The organism is Gammaproteobacteria bacterium, assembly GCA_024235095.1.
GTDB lineage: Bacteria > Pseudomonadota > Gammaproteobacteria > Competibacterales > Competibacteraceae > UBA2383.
Map to the genome: position 1 here is coordinate 385,859 of JACKNC010000003.1, position 19,517 is coordinate 405,375.

Below are 19,517 nucleotides of genomic sequence, written 5' to 3' on the forward strand. Positions count from 1 at the left end.
TATCGAGTTTGCCCCGTGATGAGAAACTGATAGGTGGTAAGGCGCGGCAGCGCAGTTGGCTGCTGTTCTGCGCGGTGGTGTTGAGCTTTCTCGCCGCCCCGGAAATGATCGGGGTGACGTCAATGTGCCGGTTCTGGCAGGGGAATGAAGCGGTCTATCACCGGTTTCTGCATTTCTGTCGCTCCAAAGCTTATGATCTAGAGACCCTGTTGGCGACGTGGCAGGGTTATGTGTGGCGTCAGGCCGTCGCCGTCCAGGTGGCCGGGCGGGCTGTCTTGTTGGGTGATCATACGCTGGTGGTCAAGGATGGGGGGCGTATGCCAGGCGTCGTGTCGTTACATGACGCTTCAGAAACCCAGCACAAGCCATCGTACTTCCGCGGGCACTGCTGGGGGTTCTGTTGCGTTAGCTGATAGGGTCGGATTTCGGTAAGCTACACGGCCCCTGTCCTGACTTGAGAACCCGCATGATCGATTTTAGAGGCCACCGCTTTGAACGAGACATCATCCTAACGAGTGTCCGTTGGTACCTCGCCTATCCGTTGAGCTATCGGAACCTGGAAGAGATGCTGGCGGAGCGGGGTGTCGACGTGGATCATTCCAGCGTCTACCGCTGGGTCCAGAAGTTTACGCCGCAGTTGGAAGCGGCTTTCCGCAAAGGACAAAAGCGCCCGGTGGGCACAAGTTGGCGGATGGATGAGACCTACATTAAGGTCAAAGGCCAGTGGAAGTACCTCTACCGCGCGGTTGATCGAGACGGCCAGACGATCGACTTCCTGTTCACGGCGCATCGCGATAAGAAAGCCGCCCTGCGCTTTCTCAAAAAGGCGATACGGCAGCACGGTCTTCCGGACAAAGTCACGATCGATAAGAGTGGCGCTAACACCGCTGCCCTGGATGCACTCCAGGAGGAGACGGGCGCCGCCATTGAGATTCGCCAAAACAAGTACTTAAATAATTTAGTGGAACAAGATCATCGCGCCGTTAAACGGATCGTCCGCCCCATGCTGGGGTTCAAAGGCTTTCATTCTGCTCGGACCACCCTGCGGGGCATCGAACTCCTGCACATGATCAAGAAGGGCCAAATGATCATGGCCGAAGGGACGAATCTCTCCGCCGCAGGACAATTTTATTCACTGGCTGCCTAATAACCTGCAAGGGTTACCCAATCGTGCTCGAAAAAAATTAACGCAACAGAACCCTGACCTACGCCCTCGATACCGCGCCCGCAGGCATGACCATCGATGCCGCGACCGGAGCAATGACCTGGACGCCAGCCCTCGCGCAGATCGGCGATCATCCGGTCACGGTGCGCGTGACCGACACCGGTGGACTGACCACAACCCAGAGCTTCACCGCGACCGTGGCATCGGTGGCCGTGCCGAATCTGGTGGGACTGGCGCCGGAATGGGCGGCGTCGTTCATCGATGTTGCCGATCTGACTACCGGAACTCAAACCAGCCAGGGCGGGGCGATTACGCTGAACTTCGATAGCTTGCCGAGTCGGCAGGGGTGGAGGTTCTGGATCGAGGGTGGCGCAGGCGCTCCCAGCGAAGACAGCTTGTTCCGAGTAAGTGGTGAGGTGCTGTTCCAGGACACGATCGGGATGGGTGGCCTAGCTACGGGATACGAAATCCTGAGCGGCGTCGATCCGAGATTGCCTCTGTCGGTTGCTGTTCGTGCGCGCGTCACTGCGGAAGAGGGCGGCACTTCACAGAACCATTTTGGGTTCGGTTTCGTCGCCTGGACCGGATCCAGCTTAGCGGGGAACAGCTTTTTTGGCGTCGGCCTTGGAACCGATGTGATCATGTTCCGGGAAGCACCGTCCAACGCCTTCGACAACATCGCATTCCACGACTATGTGTTGCGCGCCTACCCGGGTGCAGCGGCGGACCTAGTCGTCGATGGCAATTTGGTTCTTAGCAGCCCGCCCTCCGTCTACCCCGAAATTCCCTTTTACGATCTTTATCTAGGGGACGTGACGGCGGGACCCAACGCCCGCGCCGAAGTCACCGCTTATTCTTTCACCCAACCCCGCGTGGTCGGCCAGAACCCGCCCGCCGGTACGCTAACTTCCAACCAAACCGCCGTTGATCTCACGATCGTTGAGGGGCCGGCCACTGAAACCGTACCGAATCTAACCGGCCTCACCCAAGCCCAGGCTAATGCCGCAATTCTCGCCGCTAATCTGACAGTGGGTGCATCCAGTTCTGCGCCCAGCGTCACGGTTCCTGCTGATCAGGTGAGCGACCAATCGCCGCTACCCAACATTCACGTCCCGAAGAACACACCGGTCAACCTGGTGCTGTCCACCGGGCCGCCAACCTCGACGAATCACGCCCCCACCATCACCTCGACGCAAGTGACCACCGTAACCGTCGGCCAGCCCTACGCCTATGACGTGGACGCGACTGACCCCGATGCGGGCGACACCCTGACCTTCTCCCTCCCGACCGCGCCGGCGGGGATGACCCTCGACCCCGCAAGCGGCCTGATCGAATGGACGCCGACCGAGGCGCACGTGGGCGATCAAACGGTGATCGTGCGTGTGACCGATGTGGGCGGGCTGTCCGATGAGCAACCCTTCACCATCACGGTCGAGCCAGCACTACCGACGAACCAGCCACCGGTCATTTCCTTTGCGGGTATCGCTCCTCAGTGGACACAACTTGTGCCGACGGGTACGACACCGACCCCGCGCGCCCACAGTCGCAGTGGCTACGATGTCGCTAACGACCGGCTCATCGTGTTTGGTGGTGAAGAAGTCGGCGGAACCAAACTCAACGAGGTTTGGGTACTCGTCAACGCGAAAGGTATAGCTGGCGCTCCAAGTTGGGTGCAGCTCACGCCTTCTGGTACGCTGCCAACGCCTCGGTCGCTGAGTGCGGTGGCATACGATCCAACAGCCAACCGGCTGATCATTTATGGCGGATGCACCGGAAACTGCGGATCGGTTCTCAACGACGCATGGGTGTTGACCAACGCCAATGGGCTAGGTGGCGCACCAGAATGGATTCAACTGCCTTCTGGCACACCGAGTGCGTGGCAGGGCGCGGCCTACGACCCGATCTCGAATCGGTTGATGGTCTTCGGTGGCCTCACGCAACCGTCACGGGGTTCGGAGACCAACGCCGTCCGCGTGCTTGTCGATGCCAACGGTATCGGTGATCCACGATGGGTTGATCTTGCGCCGACGGGGACTCTTCCATCGCCGCGCTCGCTGAATCAGGATCTCGGGTACGACCTGATCACTAATCGTCTCATCGTTTTTGGAGGGCTGTCTGGCAGTACCACGGAGTTCAATGACACCTGGGTGCTCACGAATGCCAATGGCCTGGGTGGCGCACCCGCATGGCAACAATTGAGTCCAACAGGCGTCCTGCCATCAAGCCGTAGCTCTTTACCGGTCTCCTACGACCCGAACAGTAATCGGTTGATCCTCTTCGGTGGGATCAATCACTTCGTTGATGTCAGGACCTATGATGATAGCTGGATCCTGACCCACGCCAACGGATTGGGCGGTAGCCCAGAGTGGCGCAAGCTGGACGTCCTCGCACCCCTGCCAGCAGCGCGGCGCGCTTATGTGAGCGCCTACGACCCCAAGACCAACCGGCTTGTCGCGGCATTAGGCGAGAGCTTTACGCAGGGAGTGACCACGACGCTCAACGACACCTGGCTCCTCTCTACCGCCTCCGGCCTCTGCACGACTGGGCAACTCTGCACCTTCCAAACCACGGCCAACGACCCGGACGCGGGCGATACGCTGACCTACGCCCTCGATACCGCGCCCGCAGGCATGACCATCGATGCCGCGACTGGAGCAATGACCTGGACGCCGACCCTCGCGCAGATCGGCGATCATCCGGTCACGGTGCGCGTCACCGACACCGGGGGGCTGACCACGACCCAGAGCTTCACGGCGACTGTGGCATCGGTGGCCGTGCCGAATCTGGTGGGACTGGCGCCGGAATGGGCGGCGTCGTTCATTGGCGCTGCCGATCTGACTACTGGAACCCAGACCAGCCAAGGCGGGGCGATTACGCTGAACTTCAATAGCTTGCCGAGTCGGCAGGGGTGGACGTATTTCACCTACGGCACACCAGCACCCGAAGCCCAAGTCTTTTCGCTGGCGAGCGGAGTTTTCTCTCAAGATTCGCTGACGGTCGGATTTGCCGGGCAGGGAACAAACCGATATGTCATGCATGATACGGTGGACGTCCGACTTCCGTTCTCGCTCTTCCTGACAGCTCGGGTATTGGCGGAGGAAGGATCAGTCAGTAGTAACAATTTTGGATTCGCAGTTGGCGCACTGACGACGACTCACGCCATCGAAGCGGGTTTTGGTACGACGGGAATCCAAGACATTTCTAACGTAGCAATCGCCAGTGGCGTAGATAACACCACATTTCACAGCTTCCGGCTTGACGGGGCAATGGGCATAGGGTATCGATTCTTCACGGATGACAATCTCGTAGCGTCCGGCCCCACTGTAGCAACGGGTAACGATCAGGGGCGTGCGCATCTCCTACTGGGCGACAATACTGGTGGTACCAACGCCCGCGCCGAAGTCACCGCCTTCTCCTTCACCCAACCCCGCGTGGTCGGCCAGAACCCACCCGCCGGCACCCTGACGCAGAATCAAACCGCCGTCGATCTCACGATTGTTGACGGCCCGGCCACTGAAACCGTACCGAATCTCACTGGCCTCACCCAAACCCAGGCCAGCGCCGCGATCCTCGCCGCCCACCTGACAGTGGGTGTAACCCGTTCCGCGCCCAGCGTCACGGTTCCTGCTGATCAGGTGAGCGACCAATCGCCACTGCCGAACATTCACGTCCCGAAGAACACGCCGGTCAATCTCGTATTGTCCACCGGGCCACCGGCCTCGACGAATCACGCTCCGACCATTACCTCAACGCAAGTAACCACCGCAACCGTCGGCCAGCCCTACGCCTATGACGTGGATGCGACTGACCCCGATACGGGCGACACCCTGACCTTCTCGCTCCCGACTGCGCCGGCGGGGATGACCATCGACCCCGCAAGCGGCCTGATCGAATGGACGCCCACCACGGCCCAAATCGGCAATCAAGCGGTGACCGTGCGCGTGACCGATTCAGGCGGTCTGTCCGATGAGCAACCCTTCACCGTTACCGTATCCGCAGCAGACAATCAAGCGCCCGGCTTCACCTCCACGCCGATCACCACGGCCACGGTCGGTCAGCCTTACACTTACGACGTAGACGCCACCGACCCTGACGGGGATCCGCTCACCTACGCGCTCACCACCGCCCCAGCCGGGATGACGATCAACCCCACCACCGGCGCGATCCAGTGGACGCCGGCCACCGCGCAAACGGGTAATCAGGCGGTTGCAGTGCGGGTCGAAGACGGCCAAGGCGGCTTCGCCGTGCAGAACTTCACGATCGCGGTCAGCGACGGCTCGACCAACGCCGCGCCCGAAATCACCTCCACGCCACCGACCGGGGCCACTGTCGACCAGCTTTACCTGTACGCCGTGCAGGCCACCGACCCTGACGGGGATCCGCTGACCTTCGCCCTGACCACCGCCCCCACCGGCATGGTCATCGACCCGACCTCCGGCCTGATCGAATGGACCCCCACCGCCACGCAAACCGGCGATCACCCGGTGACGGTGACCGTAACCGATGGTCGCGGCGAGAGCGCCGGCCAATCCTTCATGATCACCGTCCCGGCTGGCGTCGGCACGATTACCGTTCCCGAGGTCATCGGCGCGACCCCGACCGCAGCGGAAACAACCCTGGTCAACGCCGGTCTGAGCGTCGGCGCGACCGCCGAGGTGGATAACCGCCTCACCCTGGACGTCACCGCCCTGCCCAGTACGCAACTCTGGGCCTACGGCGCTTTCGGCAACACCGCACCCGAAACCCAGGTGTTCACCCTCACCGGCGGCGTCCTGCAACAGAACACGATGGGTCTGGGCGTCACGCAAGGCATCAACGTCTATCAGCGCGCGGCGGGCGTGCATCCCACCCTGCCGTTCGTGCTGACCGTCACCGCCCGCGTGCTGCAACAGGAAGGCGACCCGACCGACGCCTTCGGTTTCGCCTTCGGCCTCATCGCGGGCAACGAACAGATCGGCATCGGCCTGCGCACCGACGGCGTTCTGGACGCCGCCGGGACCGTGTTGTCCCGCGCTATCGACACCACCCAATTCCATACCTACCGCCTCGAAGGCGCATCCGGCAGCGGCTACCGCCTGTTCGTGGACGGTCTTTTAGGGTTCTGTTGCGTTAATTTTTTTCGAGCACGATTGGGTAACCCTTGCAGGTTATTAGGCAGCCAGTGAATAAAATTGTCCTGCGGCGGAGAGATTCGTCCCTTCGGCCATGATCATTTGGCCCTTCTTGATCATGTGCAGGAGTTCGATGCCCCGCAGGGTGGTCCGAGCAGAATGAAAGCCTTTGAACCCCAGCATGGGGCGGACGATCCGTTTAACGGCGCGATGATCTTGTTCCACTAAATTATTTAAGTACTTGTTTTGGCGAATCTCAATGGCGGCGCCCGTCTCCTCCTGGAGTGCATCCAGGGCAGCGGTGTTAGCGCCACTCTTATCGATCGTGACTTTGTCCGGAAGACCGTGCTGCCGTATCGCCTTTTTGAGAAAGCGCAGGGCGGCTTTCTTATCGCGATGCGCCGTGAACAGGAAGTCGATCGTCTGGCCGTCTCGATCAACCGCGCGGTAGAGGTACTTCCACTGGCCTTTGACCTTAATGTAGGTCTCATCCATCCGCCAACTTGTGCCCACCGGGCGCTTTTGTCCTTTGCGGAAAGCCGCTTCCAACTGCGGCGTAAACTTCTGGACCCAGCGGTAGACGCTGGAATGATCCACGTCGACACCCCGCTCCGCCAGCATCTCTTCCAGGTTCCGATAGCTCAACGGATAGGCGAGGTACCAACGGACACTCGTTAGGATGATGTCTCGTTCAAAGCGGTGGCCTCTAAAATCGATCATGCGGGTTCTCAAGTCAGGACAGGGGCCGTGTAGCTTACCGAAATCCGACCCTATCAGCTAACGCAACAGAACCTAGGTCAGCGTATCGCCCGCATCCGGGTCGCTGGCGGTGGTTTGGAAGGTGCAGGGTTGTCCAGCCGTGCAGAGGCCGGAGGCGTTGGAAAGCACCCAAAGATCGTTGAAGATTGTGCTGCTGGTGGTGGAGCCGTTTGCAAAAGCATCATACTCACCGAATCCCATCATGAACCGGTTAGTCCGGGGATTGTAGGCGGCGATATGGCTGCGACGGCCAAGGGGCATCGGTCCGGTTGGCTTCAGTTGAATCCATGTCGGTGTTCCGCTCAACCCATGCGCGCCGGTCAGCACCCAACTGTCGTTATAGGTGACGTGTTCGCTGAACTGATTCAGCCCGCCAAAGACGATCAGGCGATTGCTATTTGGATCGTATGAAAGTGGCAAGCTATGCCGACTTGACGGCAAAGCACTCGGCGGCGTGAGCAGTTGCCATTCGGGCGCACCGCCGAGACCATTGGCATTCGTCAGCACCCAGGTATCGTTGTATTCGGTATTGCCGGCCCCACGATAACCGCCAAAAATGATCAGGCGGTTGTTGATCGGATCATAGGCGATGTTCTGCAACTCGGAACGCGGTGGTGGCAGGGTTCCGCCAGGTGTCAGGTCAAGCCACTGCGGCGTCCCGATGCCATTAGCGTCTATCAGCACGCGAACCGTGTTCAGATCCGAGTAGGGTCCGACGGCGGTTAATCCACCGAAAACCATCATCCGATTCGAGATCGGATCATAGGCTGCTCCTGCTCCTTGAGTCGCTGCGGTGGACGGTAATTGGATCCACGTCGGCGTACCTCCCAATCCGTTGGCGTTGGTGAGAACCCAAGCGTCCCCCAGCATCGTTCCGCAGTTGCCGGTACATCCGCCGTGGATGATCAAGCGGTTGGCTGTCGGATCATAAACCCCAACGGCAGCATGACGCGCTGCTGGCGGACCGCCGGTCGGGGTCAGTTGCGTCCAGCTCGGCGTTCCATTCGCGCCCGAAGCATTGATCAGTACCCAAACCTCATTAGACTTCGCACCGTGGTTCTGTTGCGTTAATTTTTTTCGAGCACGATTGGGTAACCCTTGCAGGTTATTAGGCAGCCAGTGAATAAAATTGTCCTGCGGCGGAGAGATTCGTCCCTTCGGCCATGATCATTTGGCCCTTCTTGATCATGTGCAGGAGTTCGATGCCCCGCAGGGTGGTCCGAGCAGAATGAAAGCCTTTGAACCCCAGCATGGGGCGGACGATCCGTTTAACGGCGCGATGATCTTGTTCCACTAAATTATTTAAGTACTTGTTTTGGCGAATCTCAATGGCGGCGCCCGTCTCCTCCTGGAGTGCATCCAGGGCAGCGGTGTTAGCGCCACTCTTATCGATCGTGACTTTGTCCGGAAGACCGTGCTGCCGTATCGCCTTTTTGAGAAAGCGCAGGGCGGCTTTCTTATCGCGATGCGCCGTGAACAGGAAGTCGATCGTCTGGCCGTCTCGATCAACCGCGCGGTAGAGGTACTTCCACTGGCCTTTGACCTTAATGTAGGTCTCATCCATCCGCCAACTTGTGCCCACCGGGCGCTTTTGTCCTTTGCGGAAAGCCGCTTCCAACTGCGGCGTAAACTTCTGGACCCAGCGGTAGACGCTGGAATGATCCACGTCGACACCCCGCTCCGCCAGCATCTCTTCCAGGTTCCGATAGCTCAACGGATAGGCGAGGTACCAACGGACACTCGTTAGGATGATGTCTCGTTCAAAGCGGTGGCCTCTAAAATCGATCATGCGGGTTCTCAAGTCAGGACAGGGGCCGTGTAGCTTACCGAAATCCGACCCTATCAGCTAACGCAACAGAACCCAGCCTGACGCTGCCCGACGGCCATGTCGAAGAATTCGATCTCACGCCGTCGCCCAGTAGCAGTCCGTTCAACCCCATCGGCGCAGTCAGTCTGGTCTACACCCCCCGTCCCGGCACTTTGGGCAGTCTGGCCCCGGCCGTGACCGGCAGCTTCGCGCCCAGCGCCGACACCGGCGCGGTGCAACTGATCGATACCAACGTGACCGTCCTCGACCCGCGCGCCTACCGCTACACCACGCCGGAGGGCAACGTCTACCTGATCGACAAGATCGCCGGTGTCCAGCAGGTGCAATGCGCCAGTGGCCCCACTCTGACCGTCACCCCCAACGGCATCGCTCATTCCGACGGCAAAGGGGTGACCTTCACCCGCGACGCCGAGGGGCGGATTACCGCGCTGACCGACCCGGCAGGGCACGTCCAGCAGTACGCCTATGACAGTCACGGCGATCTGGCCAGCCATACCGACGCCGAAGCTCAGGTCACCGCCCTGAAGTACGACTACCGCCACCACCTGCTGGAAGTCCTCGACCCGCGCGGGGTGCGCGCCGTGCGCAACGAGTACGACGCCGACGGACGGCTGGTCAGCACCACCGATCCGCTCGGTCAGGCCGTAACCTTCAACCATAATCTGGTCGCACGCACCGAAACCGTCACCGACCGGCTGGGCCACGCCACCGTCTATGAATATGACGATCGGGGCAACGTGCTGCGCCAGACTGACCCGCTGGGCGGCGTCACGACTCGCACTTACGACGCCTTCGGCAACGAGCTGACCCGCACCGATCCGCTCGGACGCACCACCACGCTGACCTACGACAGCCGACGCAACCCGTTGACCGAAACCGACCCGCTCGGCCACGTCACCGCCTACAGCTATACCGCGCTGAACGCGGTGCGCACGGTCACCGATCCATTGGGCCGGGTGACCACGAATACCTATGACGCCAACGGCAATCTGACCGCGACCACCGACCCGGCCAGCCAGACCACGAGCTACGCCTACGATGCGCGCGGCCTGCAAACCCAGAAGACCGATCCGCTGGGCCAGGTGAGCCACTACGCCTACAACAGCGTCGGTAATCTAATTCAGGAAACGGACCCGCTCGGCCATGTCACCACCTACACCTACGACGCCAACGGCAATCGCCTGAGCGAGACCCGGAGCCGCACCGTGGGTAACATCACGGAAACCGTGGTGACCCGCTTCGAGTACGATGGCAGCAACCGGCTGGTGCAGACCATCTACCCGGACGGTTCCACCACCCGCACCGAATACAACGCCCTCGGCAAGCAAGCGCGTACCGTCGACGCGCTGGGGCGCGCCACGAGCTATGCGTACGATGACGCCGGGCGGATGACCCGCACCGTCTATCCGGACGGCGCAAGCGAAACCTCGACCTACGACGCCGAAGGGCGGCGCATCGCCGGCATCGACCGGGCCGGACGTAGCACTACCTACGGCTACGACGCCCTGGGGCGGTTGATCGCCACCACGTTCCCGGACGGTACGCAAACGACCACCGCGTATGACGCCGCCGGACAAGTCACCGCCAGCACCGATGCGCAGGGCCATACCACGGCGTATCAGTACGACGCCGCCGGACGGCGTATTCAGGTGACCGATGCGTTGAGTCATGCGACCACCTTCAGCTACGACGCCGCCGGCAATCAAACCGCCGTCACCGACGCCAACAGTCACACCCTGAGCTTCAGCTACGACGCCAACAACCGGCGCACGCGCACCACCTATCCGGACGGCACTACCGACCAGGTGAACTATGACGCCTTGGGCCACCAGGTCAGCAAGACCGATCAGGCCGGCCAGACCACCCAGTACGGCTATGATGCGCTGGGGCGGCTGATCAGCGTCACCGACGCCCTCGGCCAAGTGACGAGCTACGGTTACGACGAACCGGGGAATCAAATCCGTCAAACTGACGCCAACGGCCACACGACGACCTTCAGTTACGACGCGATGGGGCGGCGCGTGAGCCGCACCTTGCCGCTCGGCATGACCGAGACCCTGACCTACGACGTCGCTGGCAATCTCACCGGCAAGACCGACTTCAACGGTAAAACCACCACGTTCAGCTACGACACCCTCAACCGGCTGATCGAGAAGCAGCCCGACCCGACGGTCGGCGAACCGACGGTTCGTTTCACCTACACCACCAGCGGCCAGCGCGCCCGTATGGAAGACGCCAGCGGCGTCACCACCTACACCTACGACAATCGCGACCGCTTAACGCAGAAGGCGACGCCGCAAGGCGCGCTCAATTATGCCTATGACGCTGCTGGCAACCTGCGGTCGATCCAGTCCGATCACGCGGGCGGCGCGGCCATGACCTACGCCTACGACACGCTGAATCGGCTGGAAAGCGTCACCGACGCGAACGGCCCAACGACTTACGCTTACGACGCCGTGGGCAATCTCCAAAGCTACGCCTATCCCAACGGCGTGGCGCATCGCTACACCTACAACCCGCTGAACCGCCTGACCGATCTCACCGTCGCTCACGGTACGGCGACCCTCGCGAGTTACGCCTACACCCTCGGCCCCACGGGCAATCGTCTGTCCGTCACCGAACACTCCGGGCGAACCGCCAACTACAGTTACGACGCGCTCTATCGCCTGACCGGCGAAACCGTCAGCGGCGATCCGGGCGGGGTCAACGGCCACATCGGCTACGTTTACGACCCAGTCGGCAACCGACTGACCCGCAGCTCCACGGTCGCGCCGATCTCCGCGCAGACCTTCAACTACGACGCCAACGACCGCATCATCACCGAGAGCTATGACGACAACGGCAACACGTTGCACACCGACGGGCGCACCTTCGGTTATGACTCCGATAATCGCCTGACCACTGCCGACGGCGGAGTGAGTTTCGTCTACGACGGCGACGGCAACCGAGTCGCGCGGACCGCGGGCGGCGTCACCACCCAATTCCTGGTGGATACCCTGAACCCCACCGGCTACAGCCAGGTGTTGGAAGAGATCGAGAACGGCAACGTGGTGCGCAAGTACACCTACGGCCTCGACTTGGTCAGTCAGGAGCAGTCAGGTGGAGTGAGCTACTACGGCTACGACGGCCACGGCAGCGTCCGGCTGCTCGCCGACGCAGCGGGGAATGTGACCGATACCTATGCGTATGAGGCGTTTGGGAGTCTGACCGGGCAGATAGGGACGACGGGGAATGTGTATTTGTATGGGGGGGAGCAACGGGACAATGCTATAGGTCTCGATTATTACAGATCGCGGTACTACGCTGAGCAGTTAGGTCGATTTGTTGGCGCGGATCCATATATGGGTGAGTTAGATGATCCTATGACGCTGCATCAATACATATACAGTCGAATAAATCCAATTGATCTTGTTGATCCAAGTGGCTGGAGATTTAGTCCGGATTTTGGTCGCCAAGTTGAAAAAATTGTTCAGGATCAATATCGAGAAACTCACCGTCACGATCGAGTCTCCTTCGGGACATGGGCCAGGATCGGGAACGTGCTTGAGTATTTAAAACCGGATATCTTGAACAAGACAAGAAGGAAGTTCCTTGAGGTAAAGCCGCTGTCTTCTAGTGGGATATCGGCGGGATTGTCTCAAATGAATTTGTACTGCGCTGTGCTGTGTCCATTCTCTTACTCTCCTGACGTTACCTGGATAGTGCCACGGCCGGTTCAAAGGGTGGATTTCTCGACCGTGGTCATATTCAATATGGGAGGCTTGGTCTTTTATACAGATCAGTTCAATCAGACGGAAGTTGAACAATACGCCCATAGACCGGTTCAAGATTTGCGAGAAATCCTCAAACAAACAGGAGCTAAAACCGTCAGTAAAGTCAACGACTTCGATGCCGTCAATCGACTTAGAGGCGTCCTTGGACGAGAGATGTCACTTTGGAATTTGTTCTTGGCTGCACTCCCAAGCATGATTGTAACGGAAATTCTTCTCACAACTTTCGGTGGAATCTACAGGTAGCCACCACGGTACGGCGGATTAGCACGGTAGGGCGGGTTAGCGCAGCGTAACCCGCCGATTCTGTGGAACTTCCCCCAAAGGCGGGTTACGGGCTGACCTACCCGACCCTACGCCAATGGCGTATCATACTGCCCATGGTTATCATCGAAACCCCGCTTTTTACCCGAATCATTAGCGACCTGATGAGCGACGATGCTTACCGTGAACTGCAAGACGCCCTCATTCGACAACCTGACAAAGGCGATCTCATTCCGGGCGCGGGCGGTCTACTCAAAGTTTGCTGGGAACGCGAAGGCCAAGGTCAACGCGGTGGCGTCAGGATGATCTACTACTGGGTGGTCGCCAATGAGCAGTTACGAATGCTGTACGCCTATGTCAAAAGCCAGCAGGAGAACCTGACGCCCGATCAATTGGCGGTATTGCGGAAGATTGTGGAAAGCACGGTACGGCGGATTAGCACGGTAGGGCGGGTTACCACGGTACGGCGGATTAGCACGGTAGGGCGGGTTACCACGGTACGGCGGATTAGCACGGTAGGGCGGGTTAGCGCAGCGTAACCCGCCGATTCTGTGGAACTTCCCCCAAAGGCGGGTTACGGGCTGACCTACCCGACCCTACGCCAATGGCGTATCATACTGCCCATGGTTATCATCGAAACCCCGCTTTTTACCCGAATCATTAGCGACCTGATGAGCGACGATGCTTACCGTGAACTGCAAGACGCCCTCATTCGACAACCTGACAAAGGCGATCTCATTCCGGGCGCGGGCGGTCTACTCAAAGTTTGCTGGGAACGCGAAGGCCAAGGTCAACGCGGTGGCGTCAGGATGATCTACTACTGGGTGGTCGCCAATGAGCAGTTACGAATGCTGTACGCCTATGTCAAAAGCCAGCAGGAGAACCTGACGCCCGATCAATTGGCGGTATTGCGGAAGATTGTGGAAAGCACGGTACGGCGGATTAGCACGGTAGCACGGTAGGGCGGGTTAGCGCAGCGTAACCCGCCGAATTCACGATGTTTCCAAAAGGCGGGTTACGGGCTGGCCAATCAATTGGAGAAATGAAGATGAAAAAGATAAGGCTCAATATGGATTCCAGGCTGTTGAAGATGGCTCGCCCTGCCAAGGGACAGGAGCTACACTGAAGAGGTTTTGAACCGCCGCGCTCCAGGTTTCCCGTCGATGATCAACCTTCAGAATCTACTGGACGATGTCCGGTGTTACGAAACGGTCCGCCAACTGCGCTGGCCCGATGGGGTTCACTGCCCCCATTGTGGGGCGGCGAACGTGACGAAGCCAGGTAGGGTACGCATGGCGTACCTTTTTCGAGGCGCGGACGCTGGCCGGTACGCGATGCGTACCCTACGGGGCTCAGCCAGCCACCACGGTACGGCGGATTAGCCCGGTAGGGCGGGTTAGCGCAGCGTAACCCGCCGAATTCACGATGTTTCCAAAAGGCGGGTTACGGGCTGGCCAATCAATTGGAGAAATGAAGATGAAAAAGATAAGGCTCAATATGGATTCCAGGCTGTTGAAGATGGCTCGCCCTGCCAAGGGACAGGAGCTACACTGAAGAGGTTTTGAACCGCCGCGCTCCAGGTTTCCCGTCGATGATCAACCTTCAGAATCTACTGGACGATGTCCGGTGTTACGAAACGGTCCGCCAACTGCGCTGGCCCGATGGGGTTCACTGCCCCCATTGTGGGGCGGCGAACGTGACGAAGCAGGGTCACGACACGACCCAACCGGCGCGACAGAAATATCGGTGTGCCGGGTGCCATCGCTCTTTTGACGATCTAACCGGGACGGTGTTGGCCGGCCACCACCCGCCGTTACGAATTTGGATATTATGTTTATATTTTATGGGTTTGAACTTGTCTAATGCCCAGATTGCCCAAGAGTTGGCGTTGAATCCGGACGACGTGCAGCGGATGACCGAGCAACTGCGCCAAGGTATCGTCGCCCGCCAACCCGAACCCACCTTGGCGGGGAAGTGGAATGCGACGAGGTCTATATGGTGGCCGGGCATAAAGGGCATCCGGACGCGGTGAAAAAAAGGCCGCCGCGGGCGGCGTCGCCGGCTGAAGGGGCACGGGTCGGGCACCCTGGAGCAGGAAAAGCCGCCGATTCTCGGCATGATTGAGCGCGGCGGCGCGGTGGTCGTCCGGATGCTGGATAATGTCCAGCAAGCGACCATCAACCGCTCCTTCAGACTTTCATCGCCCCGGGAACCCGGGTGTATACCGATGAATATGCAATCTATAACCCATTGAAGGATTGGGGCTTTGATCATCATACGGTGTGTCACAGCCGGGGTGAATACGCCCGCGACGACGATGGCGATGGCTTCCATGAGATTCATGTTAATACCGCTGAGGGTTTCTGGTCCCTGTTGCGTTCCTGGTTGCGACCCCATCGAGGAATTTCGCAAGAAAAGCTGCCGCTCTACCTGGGCTTCTTTCAGTTCGTGCATAACGTCCGCATTCGGGGCAAAGGTTTGCTCAGACCTCTCTTGGAACTGCTGGTCGCCTAACAACGCCAACTGACTGGAATCCATATTGAGCCAAACCGATAATCTCTCCTTTCGGGGTGTGGAACGCCTTTTCAAAACTATCGAAAAGCTTCAACAGCGTTTAAATCCAACCTTGAATATTTTTGGCGTTTTGCCAACACAGTACAATCCGCGCAATCTTCATGACAACGAAACCTTGGAACGGGTGCGTTTGGGGCTTGAGCCGCGCCAGATCCACATGTTTGAACCTGTGAATCGCAGTACGGCTTACGACAAAGCAAGTACTGAAGGTCGCCCTACTCTAGAAGTTGCCCCCAATACGCCAGGTGTGCAAGTGTACTATACAGTCGCAGACGCGCTCATTGAGCGCTATGCACCTGTTCCTTCTTAAAAGATCACGCTTAAGGTCATGAAACCACCCAAAACCAAAAAGGACTTCTTTTTCGGTCTTTCTCCCGATTTGCCAAAGATTGTAGAAATTGATCTTGGTGAGATTCATCCCAATCCTGACCAGCCACGTAAAACCTTTCGTGATGAGAGTTTGGCGGAATTGGCGGCGTCAATTGAACGGCACGGACTTATCCAACCAATCACGGTGAAACGCGAGGACGATGGAACTTATCTATTGGTGGCTGGGGAGCGACGATTCCGGGCATTTGAGAAATTAGAGAAATCAACGATTCCTGCTATTGTAACGATGGGCAACGCGGAGGAGATTGCTCTTATTGAAAATATTCAGCGGGAAGATTTGCATCCACTGGAAGAGGCTGAGGCACTTGAGCGGATGATGGAACGCTACCATTATACCCAGGAAGAATTGGGAAAGGTGATTGGTAAGGCGCAGAATACGGTGAGCGAGACTTTGCAACTCAACGCCTTGCCACCTAAGGTCAAGGAGGAATATCGGACGTCCGATAATCGTCTGATCTCCAAGTCCGCACTCATCGAACTCACCCGGATCAAAGATACCGATCGCCAACACTCGATCTGGGACGCAATGAAGCAAGGGAAGTGGACAGTACGGGCGACTCGAAAGGCTAAAAGCAATCCCGCATTAGGGATTCTGGTGCAGGACAAGACGATCGGTGCCGGACGGTTGTTCTTGAAAAAGCTTCGAACTATTGAACGTATAGACAGCGTGTATTACCAAGAACTGGCATTATTAGTTACCGCACTCTCAGAGCAGCTTGACCGGTTGCAACCCGATGAAGACGAATAGTATAGTCAAACAGTTTTATGTTGATTGCCCTTCCAGCAAGGAATACTGTAGTGGTCTGGGTACATGGCGAACTATTAAAAAACTGTTTGACTATAATTCTAGCGTTCTTTGTCGTGGGGTGATGGCTTATATAAACTGAACCGGTGATGGTCGGGCAATCGGTTCAAGTTTTGCCGCACCGTAGCAAACGTCGAGTCAGTACCATAGATCAAGCTTGGCTTAAGGCCCATACCCCAACCGTTCCAAGACCCCATCGAGAATCTCTAACGTATCGAAATCGATGACCAATTGCCCCCGACCCTGCCCACCATAAGCCAGCGTGACGCGCGTACCCAGTCGTTCGGCCAGTTCCGATTCCAAGCGCATGAGATCGGGGTCTTTAGCCGGTAACGAGGGGGTGGCTTCGGCATGGGCTGAACCGTTCTTCTCTGGGTGTTTGTAGGCTTTCGCCAGGGTTTCCACTTGGCGCGTATTCAACTTTTCCCACACCAGGCGTTGCACTAATTCCAATTGCACCGACGCCGGCAACCCGACCAAGGGGCGGGCTTTCCCCATCTCCAGTTGGCCAGCGGCGATCCGCGCCTGGACACTCGGCGCCAACTGCAACAACCGCAGGCGATGGGAAGCCTCCATGCGCGATAGACCGAGTGCCCGGCCAGCGGCTGTAATACTTTTCCCTTGGGCGACCTCGGTCTGAATCATCCGGGCTTCGTCCATCGGATTGGCCACCGCATCGCCAGAATCCAGGAGGATGAGTTGATGGGCTTGCGCATCGCTGAGCGGTTCCCGCACCTGAATGGCGATGGTCGGCAATTGCGCACGTTGGGCGAGCAACCAGTGTTTGAGGCCGGTGAGAATCTCATAGCGTTGCGGTCCGGTCGCCGCGATCGGGCGCACCGTAACTGAATCGACAAAGCCCACGCTTCGGGCCAGCGCCACCGCAGCAGCCGGAGGCCAAGGTAACGGGGCAGAAGGCCGCAGCGGGCTGATCTGTAGGAGATCGAGGGGAACATTGCGCATGGAAGGGTTTTCCGTGGGATGTGACACGGTCGGGGACTTTACCACAAGATGTAGCTGGTCATCTCCAGAAGGCGTTGCGACTTTTCACAGAAGGCGTTGCGACTGAAGGAGGAAGAGCCCCGGCATGGCGCCCCGCCCCGCTGGATGAACCCGAACCCAACCGGGCCGATATTAATGGGTGCGGTGAGCGGGTTCAGGCAGCTTGTTGCCGCCTTCCAGTGCGTCGATGATGGAGGCCAACCGATAGGCCACATCCAAGGCGCTGGTTTGGCCAGTCAAGACATGGTCGCACAGGGCGCGCCGCGCGACCGGCAGATTGCGAAGCAGTTGCTCAGGGGTAGGGTACTTCTCGCTTTCGCGGTAACGGCGCACCATGGCGATGAGGGCGTCTGTGGTCGCGGTCTCGGGATCGAGATCGTCGACGGTCAGCCGGTGAGGCAAGGGATAGGCAGGATCGGTCATGAGCAAAAGCGTCCGGGCGGAAAAGCGGGTTGGCGTTCTCGGCGACCGGTCACAGGCCACCGAAAAAACCCGGTGGAATTCCCGTGCGGTGCGGCGGGGCAATGCCCCGCCAAAAGGTCTGGAATAAATGCATTTTTCAGCATAGTAAATTGCGCGGATTTGTCCAGGCGCATTTCCTGGGTCTGCCCCGGGCCGCCGTGACCCCGACCGCCCAGCTCTTGGCCCACGGCGACGGCGGGTTGTGGTTTGAACCGGGAGAGCCGATTGCTGTTTGGCACGGATTTCCCGGGCCGCACGGATTTCCCGCCGCTTCGCTGGCGGAGGCGCTCCCGTGTGTTAAACAGGGAGCCATCGGGTGATGCCAGAAGAAAACCCGATGGAGGCGGCGACGCAACGTCGCGAAACCTTGGAATCACTGACCCGAACCCGGCAATGGGCGCATCAGACGCTGTTGAAGCACGGCTCCCAGGTCTATCAAGCCTTTCTTGACTTGGAGCACGCAGCGTTCGCTGACGGCGCGTTACCGAAAAAAACCAAGGAACTAATCGCCATTGGCATCGACGCGCTTTCTCCCCGGCGCGGACACGACGGCGTGGGGTGGGAAAGTTCACGCCTACCCTGAAGAGGTGTTCATCGTCAGCGGTCGCTTGCATGACCAAGCGTTTGATCAATGGCTGGAGGCGGGCCACTACGCCAGCCGCCCGCCCGGCGAATGGCACGGCCCTTTTAAGACCGATGAGGGCTGTGTGGTGCTGGAGGTCTCGTTTCCCCAACGGGTGGACGCCGGAGCAGCATCGACCGGATCTTTTGAAGGGTCGGCGCAACCGGGGTGATCCCGGCGATGGGCCGGGAGCGCAGACAGGACGCATCCAATGACGGGTGGCCAACGCCTTATGGATGGACTCAGGGCTGTGCTTCAAGGGATCCGGGGCTACACCGGGATGACTCGGTCGTGCATCGCGGCATGCGGGTTGCGCCGGGCCAGGAAAAGCCCCGGAGGTGCACCCGGGTCCTCACTGGAGGATGCCGCATGGCTCGCCCAACGTCAGCCGCTGTGGATCGCGTTCTCGGAACTGTTTCTGGACACCGAGCTCATGCTCGCAGACCTCGAAAGAATCGCCCAGGCGATGGCGGATTCCGGGCTGAGTACCTGCGAGCTGCACGAAGTATATGCGCGGGAAGTCGCGCCGGTCGTGTCAGCCAATCTGTTGACGGTAGCCGGCGTATGGAGCGGTTTTGACGAGGCGTGGTTGTGTGCGCAGATCGTTCATCATCTCCGAAATCGTTCCGGGTGGAGCCGTTTCATGCCCGAATGGGCGCAGGCGTCGGGTCTTGGGAGGACCCCGCCACAGTGGCGATGGCTGATTCGTCAGGTCCAGATGAGGCGCGGGAAACCCACGGGGCCGCCCGCCAGCGGCGAATAAGC

General features: G+C 59.1%; 16 protein-coding genes and 3 pseudogenes. 14 read left to right on the forward strand and 5 right to left on the reverse strand.

Annotated elements, in window-relative coordinates; translation table 11 throughout:
* The first annotated feature begins 8 nt into the window (after positions 1-8).
* From H6973_18595 to H6973_18605, 3 genes are all read left to right on the forward strand, one after another.
* Entirely contained in the window at positions 9-413 is a 405-nt protein-coding gene (locus tag H6973_18595) for a hypothetical protein (GenBank protein ID MCP5127558.1), read from the forward strand.
* Positions 414-466: 53 nt separating this feature from the next.
* Complete coding sequence (locus tag H6973_18600) at positions 467-1,147, forward strand: IS6 family transposase (protein MCP5127559.1); 681 nt, start codon at positions 467-469, stop codon at positions 1,145-1,147.
* A gap of 86 nt (positions 1,148-1,233) precedes the next feature.
* Positions 1,234-6,330 (forward strand): putative Ig domain-containing protein, encoded by a 5,097-nt coding sequence (locus tag H6973_18605; protein ID MCP5127560.1) that lies wholly within the window; start codon positions 1,234-1,236, stop codon positions 6,328-6,330.
* Here H6973_18605 and H6973_18610 read toward each other — a convergent pair.
* The 3 genes from H6973_18610 to H6973_18620 all read right to left on the reverse strand — a co-directional run bounded on the left by H6973_18610 (position 6,316) and on the right by H6973_18620 (position 8,824).
* Positions 6,316-6,996 (reverse strand): IS6 family transposase, encoded by a 681-nt coding sequence (locus H6973_18610; protein MCP5127561.1) that lies wholly within the window; start codon positions 6,994-6,996, stop codon positions 6,316-6,318. The genes H6973_18605 and H6973_18610 overlap by 15 nt on opposite strands.
* 72 nt (positions 6,997-7,068) lie before the next feature.
* Positions 7,069-7,905: a hypothetical protein gene (locus tag H6973_18615; protein MCP5127562.1), complete on the reverse strand. Its 837-nt coding sequence runs from the start codon at positions 7,903-7,905 to the stop codon at positions 7,069-7,071.
* A gap of 238 nt (positions 7,906-8,143) precedes the next feature.
* Entirely contained in the window at positions 8,144-8,824 is a 681-nt protein-coding gene (locus tag H6973_18620; GenBank protein MCP5127563.1) for an IS6 family transposase, read from the reverse strand.
* Positions 8,825-9,036: 212 nt separating this feature from the next.
* On the opposite strand from H6973_18620, the gene H6973_18625 reads away from it, so the two are divergent.
* The 7 genes and pseudogenes from H6973_18625 (at position 9,037) to H6973_18655 (ending at position 16,609) form a co-directional block, all read left to right on the forward strand.
* A complete protein-coding gene (locus tag H6973_18625; GenBank protein ID MCP5127564.1) occupies positions 9,037-12,879 on the forward strand; it encodes a hypothetical protein in 3,843 nt (1,280 codons plus the stop codon).
* A 134-nt stretch (positions 12,880-13,013) separates the two neighbouring features.
* A pseudogene (locus H6973_18630) lies at positions 13,014-13,316 on the forward strand (hypothetical protein).
* Positions 13,317-13,520: 204 nt separating this feature from the next.
* A complete protein-coding gene (locus H6973_18635; protein ID MCP5127565.1) occupies positions 13,521-13,859 on the forward strand; it encodes a type II toxin-antitoxin system RelE/ParE family toxin in 339 nt (112 codons plus the stop codon).
* A 201-nt stretch (positions 13,860-14,060) separates the two neighbouring features.
* A pseudogene (locus H6973_18640) lies at positions 14,061-14,180 on the forward strand (transposase).
* A 308-nt stretch (positions 14,181-14,488) separates the two neighbouring features.
* Positions 14,489-15,411: pseudogene (locus H6973_18645) on the forward strand (IS1595 family transposase).
* 25 nt (positions 15,412-15,436) lie between these two features.
* Positions 15,437-15,781, forward strand: coding sequence for a ParA family protein (locus tag H6973_18650; protein ID MCP5127566.1), 345 nt, complete (start codon positions 15,437-15,439; stop codon positions 15,779-15,781).
* Positions 15,782-15,799: 18 nt separating this feature from the next.
* Positions 15,800-16,609 (forward strand): ParB/RepB/Spo0J family partition protein, encoded by an 810-nt coding sequence (locus tag H6973_18655; protein MCP5127567.1) that lies wholly within the window; start codon positions 15,800-15,802, stop codon positions 16,607-16,609.
* Positions 16,610-16,828: 219 nt separating this feature from the next.
* Here H6973_18655 and H6973_18660 read toward each other — a convergent pair whose 3' ends face one another.
* Both H6973_18660 and H6973_18665 read right to left on the reverse strand, forming a co-directional pair.
* Positions 16,829-17,629 carry a ParB/RepB/Spo0J family partition protein gene (locus tag H6973_18660; GenBank protein ID MCP5127568.1) on the reverse strand — a complete coding sequence of 267 codons (801 nt, stop codon included), beginning with the start codon at positions 17,627-17,629 and terminating at the stop codon, positions 16,829-16,831.
* 171 nt (positions 17,630-17,800) lie between these two features.
* Entirely contained in the window at positions 17,801-18,091 is a 291-nt protein-coding gene (locus H6973_18665) for a hypothetical protein (protein MCP5127569.1), read from the reverse strand.
* A gap of 149 nt (positions 18,092-18,240) precedes the next feature.
* Between H6973_18665 and H6973_18670 the strand changes: the two genes are divergently transcribed.
* The 4 genes from H6973_18670 to H6973_18685 all read left to right on the forward strand — a co-directional run bounded on the left by H6973_18670 (position 18,241) and on the right by H6973_18685 (position 19,515).
* On the forward strand, positions 18,241-18,450 hold the full coding sequence (locus H6973_18670; GenBank protein ID MCP5127570.1) for a hypothetical protein: 210 nt from the start codon (positions 18,241-18,243) through the stop codon (positions 18,448-18,450).
* A 17-nt stretch (positions 18,451-18,467) separates the two neighbouring features.
* Positions 18,468-18,713, forward strand: a complete 246-nt coding sequence (locus H6973_18675) for a carboxymuconolactone decarboxylase family protein (GenBank protein ID MCP5127571.1) — start codon at positions 18,468-18,470, stop codon at positions 18,711-18,713.
* Positions 18,643-18,924 carry a cupin domain-containing protein gene (locus H6973_18680; GenBank protein MCP5127572.1) on the forward strand — a complete coding sequence of 94 codons (282 nt, stop codon included), beginning with the start codon at positions 18,643-18,645 and terminating at the stop codon, positions 18,922-18,924. The genes H6973_18675 and H6973_18680 overlap by 71 nt, the downstream gene beginning before the upstream one ends.
* A gap of 261 nt (positions 18,925-19,185) precedes the next feature.
* Positions 19,186-19,515, forward strand: a complete 330-nt coding sequence (locus H6973_18685; GenBank protein ID MCP5127573.1) for a hypothetical protein — start codon at positions 19,186-19,188, stop codon at positions 19,513-19,515.
* The last annotated feature ends 2 nt before the right edge of the window (positions 19,516-19,517 follow it).

What these genes read in the sequence shown, in the direction of transcription:
- H6973_18600 (MCP5127559.1), top strand. Translation starts at nt 467, where the DNA reads ATGATCGATTTTAGAGGCCACCGCTTTGAACGAGACATCATCCTAACG.
- H6973_18605 (MCP5127560.1), top strand. Translation starts at nt 1,234, where the DNA reads ATGACCATCGATGCCGCGACCGGAGCAATGACCTGGACGCCAGCCCTC.
- H6973_18610 (MCP5127561.1), bottom strand. Translation starts at nt 6,996, where the DNA reads ATGATCGATTTTAGAGGCCACCGCTTTGAACGAGACATCATCCTAACG.
- H6973_18615 (MCP5127562.1), bottom strand. Translation starts at nt 7,905, where the DNA reads ATGCTGGGGGACGCTTGGGTTCTCACCAACGCCAACGGATTGGGAGGT.
- H6973_18620 (MCP5127563.1), bottom strand. Translation starts at nt 8,824, where the DNA reads ATGATCGATTTTAGAGGCCACCGCTTTGAACGAGACATCATCCTAACG.
- H6973_18635 (MCP5127565.1), top strand. Translation starts at nt 13,521, where the DNA reads ATGGTTATCATCGAAACCCCGCTTTTTACCCGAATCATTAGCGACCTG.
- H6973_18655 (MCP5127567.1), top strand. Translation starts at nt 15,800, where the DNA reads ATGAAACCACCCAAAACCAAAAAGGACTTCTTTTTCGGTCTTTCTCCC.
- H6973_18660 (MCP5127568.1), bottom strand. Translation starts at nt 17,629, where the DNA reads ATGCGCAATGTTCCCCTCGATCTCCTACAGATCAGCCCGCTGCGGCCT.
- H6973_18665 (MCP5127569.1), bottom strand. Translation starts at nt 18,091, where the DNA reads ATGACCGATCCTGCCTATCCCTTGCCTCACCGGCTGACCGTCGACGAT.
- H6973_18675 (MCP5127571.1), top strand. Translation starts at nt 18,468, where the DNA reads ATGGAGGCGGCGACGCAACGTCGCGAAACCTTGGAATCACTGACCCGA.
- H6973_18685 (MCP5127573.1), top strand. Translation starts at nt 19,186, where the DNA reads ATGCTCGCAGACCTCGAAAGAATCGCCCAGGCGATGGCGGATTCCGGG.